The 22,021-nt window shown below is 59.7% G+C and carries 13 protein-coding genes and 2 tRNA genes; 12 read left to right on the top strand and 3 right to left on the bottom strand.

Annotated elements, in window-relative coordinates:
* Positions 1-35: 35 nt before the first annotated feature.
* Positions 36-5,249 carry an OmpA family protein gene (locus GNX18_RS09555; protein ID WP_240914325.1) on the top strand — a complete coding sequence of 1,738 codons (5,214 nt, stop codon included), beginning with the start codon at positions 36-38 and terminating at the stop codon, positions 5,247-5,249.
* A 91-nt stretch (positions 5,250-5,340) separates the two neighbouring features.
* Positions 5,341-5,787, top strand: a complete 447-nt coding sequence (locus GNX18_RS09550; RefSeq protein ID WP_166217424.1) for a transposase — start codon at positions 5,341-5,343, stop codon at positions 5,785-5,787.
* An 86-nt stretch (positions 5,788-5,873) separates the two neighbouring features.
* On the opposite strand, the gene GNX18_RS09545 is transcribed toward GNX18_RS09550, so the two are convergent.
* From GNX18_RS09545 to GNX18_RS09535, 3 genes are all read right to left on the bottom strand, one after another.
* The gene (locus GNX18_RS09545; RefSeq protein WP_166217422.1) at positions 5,874-6,899 is read right to left on the bottom strand and encodes a zinc-binding alcohol dehydrogenase family protein; all 1,026 of its coding nucleotides are present in this window, start codon (positions 6,897-6,899) and stop codon (positions 5,874-5,876) included.
* A 158-nt stretch (positions 6,900-7,057) separates the two neighbouring features.
* Positions 7,058-8,236: a PepSY domain-containing protein gene (locus GNX18_RS09540; RefSeq protein WP_166217420.1), complete on the bottom strand. Its 1,179-nt coding sequence runs from the start codon at positions 8,234-8,236 to the stop codon at positions 7,058-7,060.
* 104 nt (positions 8,237-8,340) lie between these two features.
* Complete coding sequence (locus GNX18_RS09535) at positions 8,341-10,455, bottom strand: TonB-dependent receptor (RefSeq protein ID WP_166217417.1); 2,115 nt, start codon at positions 10,453-10,455, stop codon at positions 8,341-8,343.
* Positions 10,456-10,800: 345 nt separating this feature from the next.
* On the opposite strand from GNX18_RS09535, the gene GNX18_RS09530 reads away from it, so the two are divergent.
* From GNX18_RS09530 to GNX18_RS09485, 10 genes are all read left to right on the top strand, one after another.
* Positions 10,801-10,877: transfer RNA gene (locus tag GNX18_RS09530), tRNA-Met, on the top strand.
* A 159-nt stretch (positions 10,878-11,036) separates the two neighbouring features.
* Positions 11,037-11,113: transfer RNA gene (locus tag GNX18_RS09525), tRNA-Met, on the top strand.
* A gap of 364 nt (positions 11,114-11,477) precedes the next feature.
* On the top strand, positions 11,478-11,954 hold the full coding sequence (gene rimP, locus GNX18_RS09520) for a ribosome maturation factor RimP (RefSeq protein WP_138233785.1): 477 nt from the start codon (positions 11,478-11,480) through the stop codon (positions 11,952-11,954).
* 177 nt (positions 11,955-12,131) lie between these two features.
* Positions 12,132-13,628: a transcription termination factor NusA gene (gene nusA, locus GNX18_RS09515; protein WP_138233786.1), complete on the top strand. Its 1,497-nt coding sequence runs from the start codon at positions 12,132-12,134 to the stop codon at positions 13,626-13,628.
* 146 nt (positions 13,629-13,774) lie between these two features.
* The gene (gene infB / locus GNX18_RS09510) at positions 13,775-16,594 is read left to right on the top strand and encodes a translation initiation factor IF-2 (RefSeq protein ID WP_138233787.1); all 2,820 of its coding nucleotides are present in this window, start codon (positions 13,775-13,777) and stop codon (positions 16,592-16,594) included.
* Between the two features lie 117 nt (positions 16,595-16,711).
* Positions 16,712-17,149 carry a 30S ribosome-binding factor RbfA gene (rbfA, locus tag GNX18_RS09505; protein ID WP_138233788.1) on the top strand — a complete coding sequence of 146 codons (438 nt, stop codon included), beginning with the start codon at positions 16,712-16,714 and terminating at the stop codon, positions 17,147-17,149.
* Positions 17,149-18,099, top strand: a complete 951-nt coding sequence (gene truB / locus GNX18_RS09500) for a tRNA pseudouridine(55) synthase TruB (protein ID WP_138233789.1) — start codon at positions 17,149-17,151, stop codon at positions 18,097-18,099. The genes rbfA and truB overlap by 1 nt, the downstream gene beginning before the upstream one ends.
* A 201-nt stretch (positions 18,100-18,300) precedes the next feature.
* On the top strand, positions 18,301-18,570 hold the full coding sequence (gene rpsO / locus GNX18_RS09495) for a 30S ribosomal protein S15 (protein WP_105103464.1): 270 nt from the start codon (positions 18,301-18,303) through the stop codon (positions 18,568-18,570).
* A 245-nt stretch (positions 18,571-18,815) separates the two neighbouring features.
* Positions 18,816-20,924: a polyribonucleotide nucleotidyltransferase gene (pnp, locus tag GNX18_RS09490; RefSeq protein WP_138233790.1), complete on the top strand. Its 2,109-nt coding sequence runs from the start codon at positions 18,816-18,818 to the stop codon at positions 20,922-20,924.
* A gap of 180 nt (positions 20,925-21,104) precedes the next feature.
* Entirely contained in the window at positions 21,105-21,929 is an 825-nt protein-coding gene (locus GNX18_RS09485; protein ID WP_138233791.1) for a sulfite exporter TauE/SafE family protein, read from the top strand.
* Positions 21,930-22,021: the final 92 nt, after the last annotated feature.

Raw genomic sequence — 22,021 nt, 5'->3', positions numbered from 1 at the left:
TACCGGTATGCGCCGGTATGACGCCAAGTGCCGGTATGACGCAGAAAGAATCATTCAATTCAACGTCATCCCGGCGCATGCCGGGATCCAGCTCCCCAGGACTTACGGGCAACTTCCGCAACTGCCTATTCGCACTTGTATTGCTTCCGGTAATCCCGGCTTTTGCGCAAGACGCGGAACCTGAAGCCGAGGCAGAAACAAGCTGGTGGCAATTGATCCCCGGCCTTTCGCCACAGGTCGAGAGCGCGGGCGAATACACCGAAAAACCGCTCGGCAGTAACACCGAAACCACCCTGATCCCCACCGCGGGCCAGCTGTGGATGCAGGACGCGGAATCCTTTATCGCGCCGGAAGAAGCGGTGCTGGAAAAAGATGTCCTGCCGCCGTTGTTGTACCGCGAGGTGAGCGACGAGATCGATCCGGCACTGCTCGAGCAGCTGCAGGAAAGGCTCGCCGAACTCAGCGACGCGCACGAACTGCAGCTGATCTTTACCGGCCACACCGACAGCGATCCGCTGAGCGACGAGCAGCAATCCGAGTTCGCCGACAAAACCGCGTTTACCCTGGCGCGCGCGCAACAGGTGGCGGAGTATTTCCAGACTGCGCTGGAAGTGCCGGACGACGCCATCGTGGTGGAGGGCCGCGGTGACAGCGAACCGCTGACGGAAAACATCACCGAGAAAGGCCGCGAACTGAACCGCCGGGTGGAAGTGACGCTGCGCTATTTCGAGCTGGACCAGGAAGCCCGCGACGCCCAGCGTCGCGCCGAGGCGCTGCAGCTCAACCGGGTAAAAGTCTGCCGCCAGGAAACCGTGTGTAAGCTGCGCTACACCGCGGGTACCGATCAGCGCGCGCGCCTGAAAAACCTGGTGTCGCCGCTGCGCCTGCAGCCGGGCCAGATCGACCTGCCGCCCGCGTTTGTGCGCCGCATCCAGGAGGTGCGCGCGACGCTGCAGGAGCGGCCCAACCTGACCATTCACTTTGTCGGCCACACCGATGGCGCACCGCTACCGGAGGGCCCGGCAGAGCTGTATGACGACCAGATGGCGCTGTCGCGTGCCGAAGCGCGTCGCGTTGCCCTGGCCGTCGCCGACCAGTTGAATCTGCCGGGTTATATGGTGACCAGTAGCGGCAAAGGCGCTACCCAGCCCATCGCCGCCAACGACACCGCCAAGGGCCGCTCCCTGAACCGCCGCGTGGAAGTGGAATTCTGGTACGACGACTTGCTGGAGACCGCCGCCGACGGCGTGCAGGCGTGTCCGGAATCCGCCACCGCGGAAACCATCACCATCGCCCATGAATCCCCCACCGGCGACGTGCCGCCGATTTTTCTCGACAGCGGCGACCCGCAGATTTCCAGCGCGCAGCTGGCGCAGATGCAGCGCCTGATGGAAGAGGTGGCTGGCAAGCAAAACGTGCGCCTGAGCTTTGTCGGCTACAGCGATAACGAGCGCATGGAGCGTCGCGAGGCCATGGTCTACGGCGATGACGTGGGTCTTTCGTCCGCGCGCGCGAAAAAGACCATGGAGATCGTTCAGGAAAAACTCGGTCTTGACGATAGCCAGGTGGAATTTGAAGGCCGCGGTTATGTGGAATCCAAGGATGTGGTGCAGACCGGATTTATCCACATGGACGGCGCCCGCGTGGAAGTACAGGTGCTCTACGACGAGCTCGCCCTGCTGGCGGAACAGGACCGCCTGGAAATCGAGCGCCTGCAGCAGGAGGCCCTGGCCCACAACCCCTACGCCCTGAACCTGATGCGTATCACCGTGGATGGCGCACCGGAATACGATCCCCACAAGAACTCTGCAGACCTGCAGCGTTGTACCGACGTGGCGCTGGAAAACGCCAACATCCAGTTCCGCTTCGACAACCAGACGATGCAGCCGCGCCTCAACGTCAGCGCCTTCCCCAGCACCATCCGCTACGCGGACGATCCGGAAACGGAGCTGGTGGAGAGCCGCGTGCAGTTCAAGCGCTACACCAACTACCCCTCGTTCATCACCCGCGCGGAAGTGCGTATTTTCGAAGAACAACAGTCCCTGCGCGATGCGCCGCTCGCCGTAGTGACCCTGGACCAGAACGGCGAGGGCAGTTGGGAGGCGGACTTCGACAGCTTCCAGGCGCCGCTGAAAAAACTGCAGTACGTGCTGCGCGTGTACGACTGGAAACAGCGCTTCGACGAAACCCGCCCACAGACATTGTGGCTTGTGGATAACTTCGAACCGCAACTGCAGGAAGCCACCACCGAAAAAGAACTGCTGGTCGGCTACGGCGAAAACCGCCTGGCCGAGCGCAACATTCCGGTAAACGGCAACGCGGTGCTGGTGAACGGTGCGGAGATCCCGGCCAACCACAGTGTGTGGCTGGCGGGCCGCGAAATTCCCGTCAGCAGCAGTGGCGATTTCGTTGCCGAGGAAATTTTTGCCAAGGGCCTGCACACCGTGGAAGTGGCGGTGCTGGACGAGCAGGGTAACGGCGAGTTGTTCCTGCGCGACCTTGAGTTCAATCGCGACGACTGGTTTACAGTTGGCATTGCCGACGTGACCATCGCCCACGACGACACCAATGGCCCGGCGGCACTGGTCACCGGCGACCAGACCCACTACGACAATTCCGCGAGCTACGACGGCCGCCTGGCCTTCTATACCAGTGGCAGTTTCGGCGACGGCTGGCGTCTGTCCGCCAGTGCGGATACGGAAGAGGGGCCTATCGACCAGCTCTTCACCAACTTTATGGAGAAGGACCCCAACGCGCTGTTCCGTCGTCTCGACAGTGATCTGTATTACCCGACCTTCGGCGACGATTCCACCGTGGTGGAAGATGCGCCCACGTCCGGCAAGTTTTTCATCAAACTGGAAAATTACGACGATTACGCCCTGTGGGGTAACTTCAAGGCGTCCTACACCGACAACGAGCTGGCGCATATCGACCGCGCGCTGTACGGGGCCAATTTCCATTACGAGACCGACGACGTTACCGACTTCGGTGACAAGCGTTTTGAAATGGACGCATTCAGCGCGGAGCCCGGCACCATTGCCGGTCGCGACGAGTTCCGCGGTACCGGTGGTTCGCTCTACTACCTGCGTCACCAGGATATTCTCACCGGTTCCGAGCGCCTGCGGGTGGAAGTACGGGACAAGAACTCCGGCCTGGTGCTGGGGGTGAAAAACCTCACTCCGGTGATCGACTACGACGTGGACTACATTCAGGGCCGGGTGCTGTTGAACCGCCCGCTGTCGGCGATCGCCAACGACAACCTGATCGTGCAGGACGGCTCCTATAACGGCAATCCGCAGTACCTGGTGGCCCGCTACGAATACACCCCGGGCTTCGATGACCTCGACACCCTCGCGGTTGGCGGTCGCGCCCAGTACTGGGCCGGCGATCACGTGCGCATCGGCGTGAGTGCGAGCCAGCAGGATGAGGAAGACAACGAGTCGTCACTCAACGGTGTCGACCTGACCCTGCGCAAAACCGCTGGCACCTGGATGAAAGTGGAAGTGGCAGAGAGCCAGGGCAACACCCTGGAAAGCCTTTCCTCTCTCGACGGCGGTTACAGTTTCAACCAGGGTGGTTTCGATCAGGGGCCGCTTGATCAGACGTCATTCGACCCGGATGCCAGAGCCGGAGCCAACAAGGTCGAAGCCGCGATCCAGATGGGAGATTTCTTCGAGGGCGCGCGCGGTTCCATGTCGGTCTACGCCCAGCAGCGGGACGCGGGCTTCTCCGCACCGGGGCAGCTGGCTACCCGGGAAACCGAGCAGTATGGAGCTGTGGTTAACCTGCCCATCGGCGAGCGTTTCGATGTGGGCCTGAAAATGGACAACAAGGAACAGCAACAGGGCCTGCAGACTGCCGCCACCGATGTGGAACTGGGCTATCGCCTCAGCGAGCGCTGGCGCCTCGCAGCCGCCGCCCGTTCCGATTCCCGCGAGGATCTGTCGCCGGTGGTGCCGGTCACCCAGAAACAGGGCGACCGCACCGATGTGGCGATTCAGGCGGGCTACGACTCCGGCGCCAACTGGAATGCGTTTGGTTTCGTGCAGCGCACGGCGGAATTGTCCGGCAACCGGGATGAAAACAACCGTATCGGGTTTGGCGGTGCCTATCGTGTGAGCGATCGCCTGACGGTGGACAGCGAACTCTCCGGCGGCGACACCGGCAATGCGGCGCGTCTCGGTACCGACTTCCTGGTGACCGACCGCACCAACCTCTATCTGAACTACACCCTCGACAACGAGCGCACCGACACCGGCGTGCGCGCGCGCAAGGGCAACCTGAACAGCGGTTTCCGCAGTCGCTTCTCCGACACCACCAGTATTTACGGTGAAGAGCGCTATACCCACGGCGATGTGTCCACCGGCCTTACCCACGCCCTCGGTATCGACCTGGCGCCGAGCGACAAGTGGAACTACGGCACCTCACTCGAGGCCGGTACCCTCGAAGACCCGCGCACCGGTGCCGAGACCGAGCGCCGCGCCATGGGCGCCAGCATGGGGTTCAACGACGGCGACCTGCGCCTGTCGAGCGCGGTGGAGTACCGCATCGACAATACCCAGACCCTGTCCGATCCCGAGACGGTTTTGGAAAACGAGCGCAAAACCTGGCTGCTGAAAAATGCCCTGAGCTTCCAGATCAGCCCGGACTGGCGTCTCGTAGGCAAGCTCAACTATTCCGACAGCCAGAGCTCGGCGGGCCAGTTCTACGACGGCAAGTTCACCGAGGGCGTGATGGGTTACGCCTACCGCCCGGTGGAAAACGACCGTTGGAACACGCTGCTGAAGTACACCTACTTCTACAACGTGCCCACCAGCGACCAGGTGTTGGTGACGTCCAGCAGCAACAGCAGTGCCATCGACTTTGTGCAGAAGAGCCACATCTTCTCCGTGGACTCCAACTACGACTTGACCCAGCGCTGGACCCTGGGTGCGAAATACGCCTACCGCCTCGGCCAGTTGAGCATGGACAGGGAAGACCCGGAGTTTTTCGACAGTAACGCGCACCTGTATGTCCTGCGCGCGGACTGGCACTTCGTCAACCAGTGGGACCTGCTGATCGAAGGCCGCCTGCTCGACCTGCCGGAAGCGGGCGACCGCAGAAGCGGCGCACTGCTGGCGCTGTACCGGCAGATGGGACGGCATTTCAAGGCGGGTATCGGTTACAACTTTACCGACTTCTCCGATGACCTGACGGACCTGGATTACGACAGCCAGGGTGTGTTCATCAATATGATCGGAAAATTCTAATAATGGTTCGCCTGCAAGCAGGCTCCTACAGGGCACGTTGTAGGAGCCTGCTTGCAGGCGGACAACCCTCACAACCTGAAGGAAACCCCAGATGCAACGGATTGCACAGGGCCACAAACTCCGCGCGGGCAGAGTCAGCGAATCAAAACGTGTTTACTTGATAACAGCCGTTTGCCACAAACGCCAGAATGTTTTTAGCACTCTGGAAAACGGTAGAGCGTTTGTGCATGCGATCAGGGAGGTGATGCAGGCGGATACACTCTGCTATGTGGTTATGCCGGATCATGTTCATTGGCTTTTGCAGTTGGCTGAAGGTGCTGACCTGTCTAAAGCGGTCCAGAAGGCCAAGTCACTGACGACGAAGCTGTTGAGTAGTAATTGGATAAGTCCAGTCTGGCAACGCGGTTTTCATGACCATGCGTTGCGCAAGGAGGAGGACATTCAGGCGGTTGCCAGATATGTCGTCGCCAATCCCCTTCGGGCAGGTCTCGTCAAATCCCTTCGAAACTACCCGTTGTGGGACGCGATCTGGCTTTGACTTGTAGGAGCCTGCCTTGCAGGCGAACGGCTACGGAGGCCGAGTCTGTTCGCCTGCAAGGCAGGCTCCTACAGGGCTAACTCTTGCTACTCCCACCCCGCCAACACAATCTTGCCGATGGTGCGCCCGGTCTCCAGCTGCCGGTGGGCGAGGCGCAGGTTGGCGGCGTTGATGGGTTCCACGGTGTCGCCAACCGTGGTCACCAGCGTTTCGTTATCCACCAGCTCGGCGATCCGATTCAGAATCCACCCCTGATGATCCATATCTCCGGTTTCGAATTTGCTGCGTGTGAACATGAATTCCCACACGAAGGTGACGCTCTTGGGTTTCAGCAGGTTCATCGGCAGAGGCTCTCGGTTGTCCACCACACAGCAGATTTTTCCCTGGGGTTTGATGGCGTTGGCCATGGCGGGGAAGTGCTGGTCGGTATCGGCGAGGCACAGGATGTAATCCACTTCCGGAATGCCGATATCTTTCAATTCCTCGTCCACCGGGTTGCGGTGATTGACCACATGGCTTGCGCCCATCTGCTTTACCCACACGCTGGATTTGGTGCGCGAAGCGGTGGCGATGACCTTGAGCTTTGCCAGTGAGCGCGCGAGCTGGATGGCGATGGAACCGACACCGCCGGCACCGCCGATGATCAGGATGGATTTGCCGGCATCGGTACCGCTGCTGGAAATCCCCAACCGGTCGAACAGCGCTTCCCACGCGGTGAGGCTGGTGAGCGGCAGTGCCGCGGCGGCGAAATAGTCCTGGGTGCGCGGAATTCTGGCGACGATGCGCTCGTCCACCAACTGGTATTCGCTGTAGCAGCCGGGGCGGCTGATATCACCGGCGTAATATACCTGATCGCCCACCTGGAAATTCTTTACGTCACTGCCGGTGGCGATCACTTCGCCGGCGCCATCCCAGCCGAGGATTTTGGGCGTAGTTTCGGTAACCGGCTTTGCCTTGGGGGCGCGGACCTTAGTGTCGACGGGGTTGACCGCGATGGCCTTGACCGCGATCAGCAGGTCCCTGGGGCCGGGTTCCGGCTGATCGATATGCAGGTCGAGCAGCGACTCTTCGTGGTCAATGGGCAGGTATTGAAAGAGGCCGACAGCTTTCACGCGCTAGCTCCATGTCCATTGGGGCAAAGATGGGAGGATTGTGTATCCCGAATTCAACTAGTGTTCAATTTTCGCGCCAGTAGCGCGCACAAGTTGCAGAAATTTCGTAACCGCGGTCGCAGTTTAGTTGAGCCTCACCGCGCGGACTGTGATTTGGCTCAGACTTCCGCGGGGATGTTGACGGGAGCGCCGGGCTTGGCGGGCTTGTTGGCGGTGCGGGTTTTGGCGCCGCGTCTGAGCCTGCGTTTCTGCCACCACAGGTACGTGCCCGTGCCAAACAGCAGGGCCGGTGTCAGGCCTGTGAGCAGTACCAGCCAGCGCCCGACAATACCCAGTGCATCGCCGTTGTGCAGCGGGAACTGCCAGCGCAGGATTTTGTTGCCGAGCGGGATTCCGGTGACGTCCTGGGACATCAGCACTTCACCGGAGTACTGGTCGATGCGCACGATACTGGCGCCGTAGTTGGACCAGGCTTCGCCGGCCGCGCGGAAGGTAAGGCCGTAGCTGTCTTTGTTGTCCCGCGGCAGATAGATACGTTTGAGCGTTCCGCCCGGGAACACGCGTTCACCGATGGCGACCGCCTGATCGGGGGAAATGGGGGTACCTGTGTCCGTGTTCGATCCGGGCAGGGCGGGGAGTGGGTCCAGTTTGAATACACTGCCGATCACCGCTTCCACCTGGACGGGAAATACCAGTGCCACGCCGGAAAAACTCACAATCAACAACAGCGGCAGAAAATAGATGCCGATTACCTTGTGGATATCGAAATAAAACCGGAAGCGGTTGCCGCTGCGGGAAATGCTAAAGGCGCGTTTCCAGCGGTCCTTGCCAGCCCTGAGTGCCTTCGGCCACCACAACACGGCACCAGTGATGCAGAACAGCATCAATAGCAGGCCCATAAAGCCCACCACGATCTTGCCGTTTTTACCCGCGAGCAGGGTGTAGTGCAGGCGGTAGAGCCAGGTCATGGTGTAGCCGCTGGTACCCCAGGTGCGTATCGCAAGGACTTCCGCATCGGTAGGCGAAACGCTGACCTCCAGCGGGCCCGGTGCGCCCTCCGGGGTGGGGAAACGCACAACGTGGGGGCTGCCGGCCTGGCGTTGGGTCATCAGGCGGGTAGGCGCAGGATTGCCCGGCACTGCCGCCTGTGCCGCGGAGAGAATCTCCGCATAGCTGGCCGGCTGGTTGCTCGGATTGAAACGCACAGTGTGCGGCGCGAGTTGTTCATCCAGCACATGATCGAACACCAGCAGACTGCCGGTGAGTCCGATCAGGGCGAGCAGCAGGCCCAGGGTGAGGCCGGCGTATTTGTGCAGGATGAAAAACGTTTTGCGCATGGGGGATTTAACCGATTCGCCTGCAAGCAGGCTCCTACGCATTGGGAGGAAGCCTGCCCGTAGGAGCCTGCTCGCAGGCGAACAGTCTATCTACTCATCAACAATCAGAACACTTTCGAGTAAGACAGGTTCACGCTGCGTCCCAGGCCCCTGAAGTTGCGGATGTCGTTGCCCGCGGTCTGGGAGTTGTAGGTGAAGTAGTCTTCGTTGGTCAGGTTCTGCAGGCCCAGTGCAAATTCGCCGCCGAGCGCCTTTAGCTGGGCACTGGCGTCGATGATGGTGTAACCATCGAATTCCTTGGTCACCACACCCGCGCTGTTTTTAAAATCCCGGTCCAGCAGCCAGTTGGCCTGCAGGCGGGTGCTGAAATCGTCAGTCCAGTTGCGCGCCCAGCTCAGGTTGAAGCGGTTGGGGGCGATGTTGCGGCCGTCCAGGTCGGTGTCTACCTTGCCGTCGTCATTGGAGTCGTAGCGGCCCTTGGTATAGGCGTAGCGCGCTTCGATGGTGTCGGTATCCGTGGCGAACCACTGGCCGCGCAGCTCCACGCCGTCGATCTCGGTCTGCTCGCGGCTGACGCTGTAGATGCCGTCGCTGCCGAGGTTCAGGCGCTGGCCGAAATCGGAATCGGAGGTGTAGTAGGCGACCTGCGCGGTGAATCTGTCAATGCTGAAATTCAGCCCGATTTCCTGGTTCTCGGTCAGAATCGGCTGCATGTCGAGGAAGCTCTCCACGCTGAGGCCTGGCTCGTCGATACCCCGCAGTACGCGGCCCACATCCGGCATGGAGAAGCCTTCGGAGTAATTGGCATACACCCTCAGCGCGTCATTGAACGTGTAGGTAGCACCGATATTGCCGAGGGTCTCGCTGAACTCCGGATTGCCGCCTTCCACAAACTGGCCACCGTTGTAGGAGTAGAGGGTGGTGAAGTCGTCTACCTGTAGTTCGGAAATTTCACGGCGCACGCCTGCGGTGATGGTCATGCGCTCGATGCCGCTGAACTCCGCCTGCGCATATGGGGCGATGTTTTTGTATTTTGTGGGCGGGACCCAGGCGCGGTTGGTGAGAATCAGCTGTTGCCAGGTTTCGTCACGCAGCAGATCCACACCGTAGGCGAGACTCAGCGCTGCGCCGGCAATATCGTCTTTGATCAGGGTCAGCTTCAGGCCGCGTTTTTCCGAGTTGTTCTGGGACTGGTCGAACACCATCTCGCCGTAGGCTGGATCCTGGAAGGTGCCGCTGGGCGTGCCGCCATAGGTGCCGGCGAAGTCCTGAGAGAACACCTGTGCGCGCAGTTTCTGGCCGAGGAAATTTTCCTTGCTGTACTGCAGGTTGATGGTGGTCACTTCATTGGAGGGGGACTTGCCGGGTACGTCCGCCTCGATGGCGGTGGTGGGGATGCCTTCGGAAATGTCTCCGTCGACACTCAGCCAGTTGTTGTTGCCTTCCACCAGGTAGTGGTTGACGGTCAGCTGCACGCGCTGGTCGTCCCAGCTGTAGCCGGTCTTGATGAAGGCGTTGATGGTTTCACTGTCCATGGTGTCGCCCTGGGTGTTGTCGAAACCGACAATCTCCCCGTTGGCGTCATAGCTGATGCCGGTGTCGCGGTAGGTCAGGCTCGCCAGCACATCGACATCGTTTACCTTGCCCGACAGGCTGTAGCTGCCGTTGTAGCCGAAGGTGTCGCCGACTTCTTCGGTCTGCAGGTTGGACTCCACCCGCAGGCTCTGCTGGAAGTCTTCGCTGGGGGTGCGGGTCACCAGGTTGATGATGCCGCCGGAGGCGCCCATGCCGTGGATGGCATTGGCGCCGTGAATCACTTCCACCCGCTCCAGCATCAGCGGATCGATAGTGTGGCCGTCGCGGCCACCATCGCGCAGCGGGTTGGATTGGGGCACGCCGTCGATCAGGTACAGCGGCTTGCGCCCACGCAGGCTCTCACCGGCATTGGTCATCTTCTGACGGCTGGGAGAGAAGCTTGGGATCAGGTTGCCGAGAATCGTGGACAAGTCGCTGGTGGCGGCCATCTGTCGGGTCAGCTCCTGCTGGTCGATCAGGGTGACGGTATTGGGGATGGCACTGAGGGGTTTCTCGGTGCGGCTGGCGGTCACCACAACTTCTTCGGTAAGGCGCGCATCGCTTTCTGCAGCGCTCGCAATGGATGTGGTGATTGAACTGGCAGCGGCAATCGCCAGGGCAAGAGAAGTGCGTGTCCCGCGCATTCAGGGCTCCTGAGAGTCAGTAGTGTTGAAGGTGGTGTTTGTCTTGTGGATGTCACTTGCAGTTCACCTCACAAGAGCCGGGAAGTGCTGACCCGGCCCGGGTGTCTGCTGCACCCGTTAATTTGGGTGGCGATCATAAGAAAAATGAGAATGTTTATCAATTGCCTTGTGGTGGCAGCTGTAAATTTGCTACTGATTCCAACGTCGGCGGTGGGCGTTCCATTAAATGCCAGAAGTGACTTGACTCCCCCGGAGGGGATCAATAGAATGCGCAGCCTCTGAGCGGTTGGGGTTACCCGCCGCGGGAAATCGAAGTCTTACCAGGTCGGTTTCCAGGGTTGTTGGTGCGGGGTGGAGCAGCCTGGTAGCTCGTCGGGCTCATAACCCGAAGGTCGTAGGTTCAAATCCTGCCCCCGCTACCATTTTGGTATCAGTGGTTTTAGCGAGTTGCCCGACGGGCTCTCTTTTTACCTCTGGCGGCATGGCCGGCGAAGGTCTAGGATTCAAATCCTGCCCCCGCTACCAAATTTCCATTTATACTTCTGAAGTTGTAAGTGGTTGTGATATCCCAGAGTTGTTGTTGCGGGGTGGAGCAGCCTGGTAGCTCGTCGGGCTCATAACCCGAAGGTCGTAGGTTCAAATCCTGCCCCCGCTACCAAATTCGGTGCCAGTGGTACTTGGCGAGATGCCCGACGGGCTCTCTTTTTACCTCTGGCGGCATAGCCGGCGAAGGTCTAGGGTTCAAATCCTGCCCCGCTACCAAATTCTGTAGTCGCTCTCTGGTGTGTTGAGTGTGACTACGCAGTTGAAGCCCCTGTTAGGGGCTTTTTCGTATCTGCGGCAAACGGGATTAGCCTGGTTTGCCATCCGAATGGGCCGGGAGTCGGCGCCGCGGTTTCTCATTCGGACCGTGGGGTCAGCTCCGCTGCCCATTTTTTGTTTTTGCAATCTGCTGCGGCAATTGCACATCCGCCCCGGCGGTCGGCAATACGGCTGACACGATCGCGGGCCAAAGTGGTGATATGGCAAGCAAGCGCGAACTTTTGGAAGAACTTCTGGCTCCGGTGGTGGAATCACTGGGTTGTGAGTTGTGGGGCATCGAATACCAGACCCACGGCCGCAATGCCCTGCTGCGCATTTACATTGATGCGGAGGAGGGGGTCACCGTGGAGGACTGCGAAAAGGTCAGCCGCCAGGCGAGTGCGGTGCTGGATGTGGAAGACCCCATTAGCGGCAATTACACCCTGGAAGTTTCCTCTCCGGGGATGGACCGCCCGCTGTACAAACTCGAACAGTACGAGCGTTTTATGGGCGCCCAGATAGAAGTGCGCCTGCGTATGCCGCTTGAAGGTCAGCGCAAGTGGCGCGGCCTGCTGGCCGGTGTGGAAGGCGATGAAGTGGTCCTGCGCATCGACAGCGAAAATGAATACCTGCTGCCGATCGACAGTATTGAGCGGGCGAATGTGATTCCGCAGTTCGAGAGCGGAAAGAAGAAGTAGCGCGTTCCCCGCACAGCTTGTGGTGCTCTCTACAGGCGCGAGCAAAGTAGTTTTCGTCCCCGGAGTTTCCGGGAATATTTTGAAGGGCAATGCAGAAGTAGCGGGTGGGGATGGCACGCGTGCCCCTCACCATGGCATTGAATTAAAAGCACGTAGCGTTTTTGAAGAGGCAGCTGCATGAACAAAGAAATCTTGCTGGTAGCCGAGGCGGTTTCCAACGAGAAAGGCGTTGACCGGGAGATTATTTTCCAGGCAATCGAGGCGGCCCTGGCAACGGCCACCAAGAAGCGCTACGACGAAGATTCCACCATCCAGGTGATCATCAATCGTCGCACCGGTGACTACGAAACTTTCCGCAGCTGGGAAGTGGTGGACGATGAGACTCTGGCGGAACTGGGTACCCAGTTCACTCTGGAAGAAGCGCACGAGAAAGATCCCGAGTTGAAAGCCGGCGACGTGTATCGGGAGCTGGTGGAAAACGTCGAGTTCGGCCGTATCGCCGCGCAGACCGCCAAGCAAGTGATCGTGCAGAAGGTTCGTGAAGCCGAGCGCGCAAAAATCGTTGACGAATATCGCGATCGCGTCGGCGATCTGATCAGCGGCACTGTAAAAAAGGTGACTCGCGATTTTATCGCTGTGGATCTGGGCAACAACGCCGAAGCGCGCCTGCCCCGCGACCAGCTGGTTGGCCGCGAAATTTTCCGTCTCGGTGACCGTGTGCGCGCCATCCTGAAGGAAATTCTGCCGGAAGCGCGTGGCCCGCAGCTGATACTGAGCCGCTCCTGTCCGGAGATGCTGATCGAACTGTTCCGCATCGAAGTGCCGGAAATCTCCGAGCAGGTTATTGAGATCAAGGGCGCCGCGCGCGACCCGGGCCTGCGCGCCAAGATTGCGGTGAAAACCAACGACGGTCGTATCGACCCGGTGGGGGCCTGTGTGGGCATGCGCGGTGCGCGTGTGCAGGCGGTGTCCAATGAACTGTCCGGCGAGCGCGTGGATATCGTGCTGTGGGACGACAACCCTGCCCAGTTCGTCATCAACGCCATGGCTCCGGCGGAAATCGAATCCATCGTTGTGGATGAAGACGCTGGCTCCATGGACGTGGCGGTTGCCGAAGAAAACCTGGCCATGGCCATCGGCCGCAGCGGCCAGAACGTGCGCCTGGCATCCGAGCTGACCGAGTGGCAGATCAACGTGATGAGCGTTGAAGCCTGGCAGGCCAAGCAGGAGGCCGAGTCCGGCAGCATCATGGAAGTCTTCATGGAGCGCCTGGATATCGACGAAGATGTGGCCGGTGTTCTGGTGGACGAAGGTTTCACCAGCCTCGAGGAAGTGGCCTATGTGCCGCTGGAAGAGATGCTTACCATCGAAGGCTTTGACGCAGAGATTGCCGAAGAGCTGCGCGCCCGCGCCAAGGATGCCCTGCTGACCCAGGCGCTGGCGTCTGAAGAACAGTTGGATGCTGGTGAGCCGCAGGAAGATCTTCTGAACATGGAAGGCATGGATCGCCAGCTGGCATTCCAGCTCGCGAGCCGCGGCGTGGCCTCCATGGAAGACCTGGCGGAGCAGGCGGTAGATGACCTGCTCGACATTGAAGGTATGGATGAAGAGCGCGCTGCCGCGCTGATCATGAAAGCCCGCGAACCCTGGTTCGCCGACGACAGTGATCAATAAGCTGGATACCCCAGTGCCGGGCCTGTGCCCGGCCACGCGCACCGCTGTTGGGTGCGCGCCACGAATTGCCTGCTGTGCAGGTCAAGGGTGGAGCAGCAAAATGCATTGAAGCTGCTCTGCCACCAAGTGACTTTTTAGGAGAGAGAATGGCCGAAGTAACAGTTAGCGAACTCGCCAAATCGGTTGGTGCCACCGAAGAGCGTCTGCTCAAGCAGATGCAGGAAGCGGGTTTGCCCCACACTTCAGCAGATGCGAAGGTATCTGCGGAAGAAAAACAGGTCCTGCTCAACTTCCTGAAAAGCAGTCACGGGGAGCAGAGCGCTTCACCTCGCAAGATCACCCTCAAGCGCAAAACCACCACAACACTGAAAACCGGATCGGGCGCCGGCCGTAAAACAGTGAATGTGGAAGTGCGCAAGAAGCGCACCTACGTCAAGCGCGCAGAGACCGAAGAGGCCGAACAGCCCGAGCTGGATACTTCCGCCCTGAAGAAGGCCGAGGAAGAGCTGGCCGCGGCAGAAAAGGCCGCAGCCGAGCGCGCGCGCGCCGAGCAGGAGGCTGCCGAAGCCGAGGCCAGAGCGCGTGCCGAGGCGGAAGCCAAAGCCCGTCAGGAAGCGGAAGAAGCGGCGAAGGCACAGGCGGAAGCCGAAGCCAAAGTTGCGGAACAAGCCGCCGATGCGAAATCTGCAGAAGCTGAAAAGGCCGCGGCACCCGAGCCGAAACCGGAACCCAAACCGGAAGCACCGCCCGTCCGCTCAAGCTATGTCGATGACATCGAAGTCATGCGTCTTGCCGCCATTGAGCGTCGCAAGAAGGAAGACGAGCGCGAAGCGGCCGAACTGGAAGAGAAGAAAGCGCGCGTAGAAGCAGAGCGCGCACGTCTTGAGCAGGAGCAGAAAGAGCGCGCCGAGCGTGTGGAGCTCACCAAGAAGAAAGATGCCGAGGAAGCCGGAGCCAAGGCGGCCGCTCCCCGCCGTAAGCACGAGACGGTTGACGTTGTTCGCGAAGAAGACGACGACGAGCCGCGCAAGCGTCGCGGTGGCCGTCGCAGCAAGTCCGGCCCGAAAAAGACCAGTAGAACCTCGCTCTTTGATGCGGCACTGGAAGCCTTCGACAGCGACGAAGAGGAAAAGCGCAGTACGCGTTCCCTGTCTCGCCCGACGCTGAAAGTCAAGAATACGCACGGCTTCAAAAGGCCGACAGGAAAACAAGTGTACGAAGTACAACTGGGCGAGACCATCACCGTCGGCGATCTGGCCAAGCAGCTGAATATCAAAGCCGGCGAGCTGATCAAGCGCCTGATGAAAATGGGCGAAATGGTTACCATCAACCAGAGCCTGGATCGCGAAACTGCAACCCTGATCGTGGAAGAACTGGGCCACAAGGTGGTTCTGCGCTCCGAGAACGAATTGGAAGAGCAACTGGTTGCCCAGTCCCAGCAGGTGGAAGGGGAAGAAGTGTCGCGCGCCCCGGTGGTTACCGTTATGGGCCACGTCGACCACGGCAAAACCTCGCTGCTGGATTACATCCGCAACACCAAAGTGGTTTCTGGTGAGGCCGGTGGTATTACCCAGCACATCGGTGCTTACCGGGTGCCGACCAGCCACGGTGAGATCGCCTTCCTGGATACTCCCGGCCACGCCGCGTTTACCGCTATGCGTGCCCGCGGTGCCCAGGCCACCGACGTAGTGATTCTTGTGGTTGCGGCGGACGACGGCGTGATGCCACAGACCGAAGAGGCTATCGCCCACGCCAAGGCGGCGGGCGTACCGCTGGTGGTCGCAATCAACAAGTGCGACAAGGAAGCGGCCGATCCGGACCGCGTGAAGAACGAGCTGGCGGCCAAAGACGTAATCCCGGAAGACTGGGGTGGCGACACTCAGTTTGTGCAGGTGTCCGCGCACACCGGCCAGGGCATCGACGAGCTGCTGGAAGCGGTATCCCTGCAGGCGGAAATGCTGGAACTGAAAGCCAAGGTGGGCGTACCTGCCACCGGTGTGGTGATCGAAGCGCGTCTCGAGAAGGGCCGCGGTGTGGTTGCCACACTGCTGGTACAAAACGGCGAACTGAAGCGCGGCGATATCGTCCTTGCCGGCCAGAGCTTCGGCCGCGTGCGCGCCATGACCAATGAGCTGGGCAAGTCCGTGAAAGATGCTGGCCCGTCCACGCCGGTGGAACTGCTGGGCCTGGATTCCACGCCCAATGCCGGTGACGAGTTCCTTGTGGTCGCGGACGAGCGCAAAGCGCGCGAAGTGGCGGAGCAGCGCGCCGAGAAAGAGCGTTCCGAGCGTATGCAGCGTCAGCAGGCGGCCAAACTCGAGAACATGTTTGCGAACATGGAGGCCGGTGAGAAGAAAGTCCTGCCGGTGGTGCTCAAGACCGATGTGCGCGGCTCCCTGGAAGCCATCCAGTCTGCACTGATGGACATCGGCAACGAGGAAGTGTCTGTGACCGTGGTGTCCAGCGGCGTCGGCGGCATCGCCGAGAACGACGTCAACCTGGCGCTCACCTCCGGTGCCATCGTTCTTGGGTTCAACACCCGTGCCGATGTGGCCGCGCGCAAACTGGCGGAAAACGAGGGCGTGGAAATCCGCTACTACAGCGTGATCTACAACCTGTTGGACGAAGTGAAGCAGGCCCTGTCCGGCATGCTGGATCCGGAAGTGCGCGAAGAAATCGTCGGTATCGCCGAAGTGCGCGACGTATTCCGCTCGCCCAAGTTCGGCGCCATTGCCGGTTGTATGGTTACCGAGGGTACCGTCTACCGCAACAAACCGATCCGTGTACTGCGCGACAACGTGGTGATCTATCAGGGCGAGCTGGAGTCTCTGCGCCGCTTCAAAGACGACGTGGCTGAAGTCCGTCACGGCATGGAGTGTGGTATCGGCGTTAAAGACTACAATGATGTCAAACCCGGCGATCAGATTGAGGTCTACGACATCACCAAGGTAGCTCGCGAGCTGTAATTGTCCGTCGCCCCGGCCAAGGCCGGGGCCCATTTTGGTTCGCCTGCAAGCAGGCTCCTACAGAGTGTTTTGTGGGAGCCTGCTTGCAGGCGAACAGCCATTTTCGATAGGTATTCAATGGCCAAAGAATTCCACCGCGCCGACCGGGTCGCCGATGCCATGCGTCGCGAGCTGGCCCAGCTGATTCAGCACGAAGTGCGCGACCCGCGGGTTGGCATGGTCAATGTCAACGACGTGGAAGTGAGTCGCGATCTCACCGTTGCCAAGGTCTATGTGACCCTGGTGGGTGAAGACGATCCGAGCAAGATTGAAATTTCCATGGCCGCGCTCAACAAGGCGGCGGGCTTTCTGCGCAGTCAGCTGGCCAAAGAGATCCAGATCCGTACCATTCCCCGTCTGCACTTCCGCTACGACGAGACGTCCGTGCGCGGCCAGCACCTCTCTGCACTGATCGACAAGGCCGTGAAGGCGGATCAGAAACATGTCGATATTGACGAAGACCGCGGCGGCGATGAAGGCCGTCAGGAAGGCTCTCAGGAAGAAAGTAACGACTGATGGGCCGCAGACCAAAATGGGGACGCCAGGTCGACGGTGTGCTGTTGCTGAACAAGCCCGCCGGAATCACGGCCAACGACGCCCTGCAAAAAGCCAAACGTCTCTTTTTCGCCAATCGCGCCGGCCACACCGGTGCGTTGGACCCACTGGCGACCGGTGTACTGCCGATCTGCTTCGGTGAGGCCACCAAGTTTTCCCAGTACCTGTTGGATGCTGACAAGCGCTATCGCAGCACCTTCTGCCTCGGGATGACCACCGAGACAGGAGATGCCGACGGCAATGTGGTTTCCACTAGTGATGCGTCCGGGGTCACCGAGGCGCAGGTGCGCAAGGCGATGGAAGCTTTCCGCGGCACTATCCGTCAGGTGCCATCCATGTACTCGGCGCTCAAGTACAACGGCCAGCCGCTGTACAAACTGGCGCGCCAGGGCATCGAGGTGGAGCGGGAAGCGCGGGAAGTGGAAATTTATTCCTACGAATTGCTTAAATTTATTCCCGGGGCTGACTCTCCTGACAAGTTGCCGCGGGCGGAAATTGAGGTGCACTGCTCCAAGGGGACCTATGTGCGCAGTCTCGCCGAGGATCTGGGCAAAGTACTCGGTGTCGGTGCTTTCGTGGAAAAACTGCACCGCAGTGCCGCCGGTCCCTACCGTGAGGAGGATGCGGTCACCCTGGACGAGCTCACTGCCGAGCGCGGTGATGGCCAGGCGGAACTGCTGGATCACCACCTGCTGCCGGCGGATTCTCCCGCCTCCGGACTGCCCAAAATGATCCTTACGGATGACTCGGGTTACTATCTGCGTCAGGGTCAGCCGGTGATGGATCTGCAGGTCTATCGTTTGGGCGATGAAGGTGATATGGTGCGCCTCTTCCTGGAAAGTGGCGAATTTCTGGGCGTTGGAGAGATTACCGATGACGGGCGGGTCGCCCCCCGCCGGTTGGTGAAATAGCACTCCTGACTGTCGTCATACCGGACGCTTTTGTCATGCCGGACTCGATTCGGCACGGTATCCAGTGGATTCCGGAACAAGTCCGGAATGACGGTAAAAAGGTGCTGTGCGCAGGACATCCTGCAAACGTAATTAGCTGATCTGTAAACATGCACGGGTCAGCCGAATTTTCAAAGCATGTTACGAACGAGGTAATTCGTTATGGCACTGTCTGCATCTGAAAAAGCAGCCATCCTGAAAGAGCACGGCCAGGCGGCTGGTGATACCGGTTCTCCGGAAGTCCAGGTTGCCCTGCTGACCGCCAACATCAACAAGCTTCAGGGTCACTTTGCTTCTCACAAGCAAGACCACCACTCCCGTCGTGGTCTGATCCGCATGGTAAACCAGCGTCGTAAGCTGCTGGACTACCTGAAGCGCAAGGATCTGAACCGTTACGCACAGCTGATCGCCAAGCTCGGCCTGCGTCGCTAAGACCCTGAGAATGCCCGCCCCTTGGCGGGCATTCTTCTTTTTAGCGGTAAGAATTGACGAATTTTCAGGGGCAAAGATGTTTCCCTGGGAATGCTGGGCGGCCTTTGGCTTTGGCCCGGCGAAATTCGCCTGCAAGCAGGCTCCTACACAATGATTTGTAAAATGTAGGAGCCTGCTTGCAGGCGAACACACTGTAGGGGCTGTTGGAATGGGCCAGCAGCCGTAAGGAAACAGGAAAGATACTAGTGAATCCAGTAACCAAAACCTTCCAGTACGGGAAAGACCAGGTCACCATCGAAACCGGCCGCATCGCGCGCCAGGCTACCGGTGCGGCGCTTGTCACCATGGGCGAAACCGTTGTTCTTTGTACCGTTGTCGGTGCCAAAGACGCCAAAGCCGGTCAGGACTTTTTCCCGCTGTCTGTACATTACCAAGAGAAGGCCTACGCGGCCGGTAAAATTCCCGGTGGCTTCTTCAAGCGTGAAGGCCGCCCGTCGGAAAAAGAAACACTGACTTCCCGCCTGATCGATCGTCCGATCCGTCCGCTGTTCCCGAAAGGTTTCATGAACGAAGTACAGGTGATGATCACCGTGCTGTCCGCGGAAAAAGACGTGGATCCGGATATTGCCAGCATGATTGGTACCTCAGCGGCTCTGTCGATCTCCGGCATTCCGTTCAATGGCCCGATCGGCGCTGCGCGCGTCGGCTACACCGAAAAAGACGGTTACCTGCTGAACCCGCGTTACAGCCAACTGAAAACGTCCGAGCTGGACATGGTTGTCGCTGGTACCAAAGACGCCGTGCTGATGGTGGAATCCGAAGCGGCTGAGCTGCCGGAAGACATCATGCTGGGCGCAGTGCTGTATGCCCACCAGGAAATGCAGGCGGTAGTTAAAGTCTGTGAAGAGCTGAAAGCCGAAGCGGGCAAACCCACTTGGGACTGGCAACCTGAAGCGGTTAACGAAGAGCTGAAGTCCGCACTGGAAACCCAGTTCGGCGAGCAGGTGAAAGAAGCCTATCGCATCACCAACAAGCAGCAGCGCACCACCCGTCTGGGCGAACTGCGCAATGCCGCCGCGGCTGAACTGGCCACCGAAGAAGTGGATGAGGGCACCGTAAAAACCTACTTCGGCAAGCTGGAGAAGAAAATCGTGCGCGGTGCCGTGGTACGCGGCGAGCCCCGTATCGACGGCCGCGACACCAAGACCGTGCGCCCGATCAGCGTGGAAGTGGGCGTGCTGCCAAAAAGCCACGGCTCCGCGCTGTTCACCCGCGGTGAGACCCAGGCTCTGGTAGTTGCTACCCTCGGCGCCACCCGCGATGCGCAGATCATCGACGCGCTGGAAGGCGAGCGCAAAGACTACTTTATGTTGCACTACAACTTCCCTCCCTATTCTGTGGGTGAGGCGGGTCGTGTAGGTGCTACCGGTCGCCGCGAAATCGGCCACGGCCGTCTGGCCCGCCGCGGCATTGCTGCAGTTCTGCCGAACCCGGAATCGTTCCCCTACACCCTGCGCGTGGTTTCCGAGATCACCGAATCCAACGGTTCCAGCTCAATGGCGTCTGTATGTGGCTCCAGTCTGGCGCTGATGGACGCGGGTGTTCCGCTGAAGGCACCGGTTGCCGGTATTGCCATGGGTCTGGTGAAGGAAGACGACGGCTTTGCCGTTCTGACCGATATCCTGGGTGACGAAGACCACCTGGGCGACATGGACTTCAAAGTGGCCGGTACCGCGAGCGGCGTAACCGCGCTGCAGATGGACATCAAGATCGAAGGCATCACCGAAGAAATCATGGAGACTGCCTTGGAGCAGGCTCTGCAGGCTCGCCTGCACATCCTCGCGGAAATGAACAAGGTGATCGGCGCTTCCCGTGAAGTGGTCAATGAAAATGCCCCGCGCTACGCGACTCTGAAGATCCATCCGGACAAGATCCGCGACGTGATCGGTAAAGGCGGTGCGACCATCCGCTCCATTACCGAAGAGACAGGTGCTTCCATCGATATCGAAGACGATGGCACTGTAAAAGTCTTCGGTGAAGACGGTGTGAGCCTGGAAGCGGCGGTTACCCGTATCGAGGAAATCACCGCGGAAGCCGAGATTGGCGCGATCTACGAAGGTAAGGTTGTGCGCATTGTCGACTTCGGTGCGTTCGTCAACTTCCTGCCGGGTAAAGACGGACTGGTGCACATCTCCCAGATCGCGGAAGAGCGTGTCAACGCAGTGACCGACTACCTGAGCGAAGGCCAGATGGTCAAGGTCAAGGTGCTGGACGTAGACCAGCGTGGCCGCATTAAGCTGTCCATCAAGGAAGCCACTGCCGATCAGGCAGAAGAGGCAACCGGCGAGGAGTAATCCTCCGGGGACACAGACAGCCCGCTTGCGGGCTGACGGAAACGGTGGCTATATGCCACCGTTTTTTCATTCGGGCCACCCATGGCCCTCATCCGTGGGGCAGTCTTCGGCTGTGCAAAACGGCATTCCCGCCGTTTTGTTTGAATGAATTTTGTAAGCAGGAAAACTGGGGGAAGGACGGTGGAAGTCTTATTGCTTTATTTGCTGGTGGGGATGGCGGCGGGCACCATCGCCGGCCTGTTCGGAGTCGGTGGAGGCTTGATCATCGTCCCTGCGCTGGTACTGATGTTCACGGCCCAGGGGATTGCACCGGAAATCCTCACGCACATGGCCGTTGGCACTTCGCTGGCCACCATTATCATCACCTCCATCAGTTCCATCCGCACCCACCATGGCAAGCGCGCGGTGGACTGGAAAATCGTTGCATTGATGGCGCCGGGTATTCTGGTCGGCTCGTGGATTGGCGGTGTTACCGCGGACTGGCTGTCTGGCGCTTGGCTGCAATTCCTGATCGGCCTCTTCGCCGTGGGTATCGCCCTCAAAATGTGGCTGGATGGGCTGCGCAAGGCGGAACTACCCACAGACGGTAGCCGGCTGCCAGGCAAGGCCGGCTTGACGGTAGTGGGAGCGTTTATCGGTTGGGCATCCGCCATTTTTGGTATTGGTGGGGGTTCACTGACCGTCCCCTTCCTGTCCCGCTGCCATATTGTCATGCAGCGTGCCGTCGCCACCTCCGCCGCCTGCGGCCTGCCCATCGCGGTGGCGGGTGCACTGAGTTTTGCGGTACAGGGCTGGAGCAATCCGCAGCTGCCCCAGTGGAGTAGTGGCTATATCTACTGGCCGGCGTTTTTCGGCATTGTGCTTGCCAGCACCTGGTTTGCCCGCCTCGGTGCCAAACTGGCCCACAGGCTCTCGCCGCAGCTGCTGAAAAACTGCTTTGCCGGTTTGCTGTTTGTGATCGGTGTGCGGTTTATCTGGCTGAATTACGCTGTAGTAATCAATTAATGGCACCAACTCCGTAGGAGCCTGCCTGCAGGCGAAGCGGTCAGTGCTCCGTATCATTCGTCTGACAAATTTGTGCTCCTGCATAATTTGCA

Origin of the sequence: Microbulbifer sp. SH-1, assembly GCF_011326135.1 — a bacterium.
GTDB lineage: Bacteria > Pseudomonadota > Gammaproteobacteria > Pseudomonadales > Cellvibrionaceae > Microbulbifer > Microbulbifer harenosus.
This window is presented reverse-complemented; position numbering and strand designations above follow the sequence as displayed.

What these genes read in the sequence shown, in the direction of transcription:
- GNX18_RS09555 (WP_240914325.1), top strand. Translation starts at nt 36, where the DNA reads ATGACGCAGAAAGAATCATTCAATTCAACGTCATCCCGGCGCATGCCG.
- GNX18_RS09540 (WP_166217420.1), bottom strand. Translation starts at nt 8,236, where the DNA reads ATGCGCAAAACGTTTTTCATCCTGCACAAATACGCCGGCCTCACCCTG.
- nusA (WP_138233786.1), top strand. Translation starts at nt 12,132, where the DNA reads ATGAACAAAGAAATCTTGCTGGTAGCCGAGGCGGTTTCCAACGAGAAA.
- rimP (WP_138233785.1), top strand. Translation starts at nt 11,478, where the DNA reads ATGGCAAGCAAGCGCGAACTTTTGGAAGAACTTCTGGCTCCGGTGGTG.
- GNX18_RS09535 (WP_166217417.1), bottom strand. Translation starts at nt 10,455, where the DNA reads ATGCGCGGGACACGCACTTCTCTTGCCCTGGCGATTGCCGCTGCCAGT.
- infB (WP_138233787.1), top strand. Translation starts at nt 13,775, where the DNA reads ATGGCCGAAGTAACAGTTAGCGAACTCGCCAAATCGGTTGGTGCCACC.
- rpsO (WP_105103464.1), top strand. Translation starts at nt 18,301, where the DNA reads ATGGCACTGTCTGCATCTGAAAAAGCAGCCATCCTGAAAGAGCACGGC.
- GNX18_RS09550 (WP_166217424.1), top strand. Translation starts at nt 5,341, where the DNA reads ATGCAACGGATTGCACAGGGCCACAAACTCCGCGCGGGCAGAGTCAGC.
- rbfA (WP_138233788.1), top strand. Translation starts at nt 16,712, where the DNA reads ATGGCCAAAGAATTCCACCGCGCCGACCGGGTCGCCGATGCCATGCGT.
- truB (WP_138233789.1), top strand. Translation starts at nt 17,149, where the DNA reads ATGGGCCGCAGACCAAAATGGGGACGCCAGGTCGACGGTGTGCTGTTG.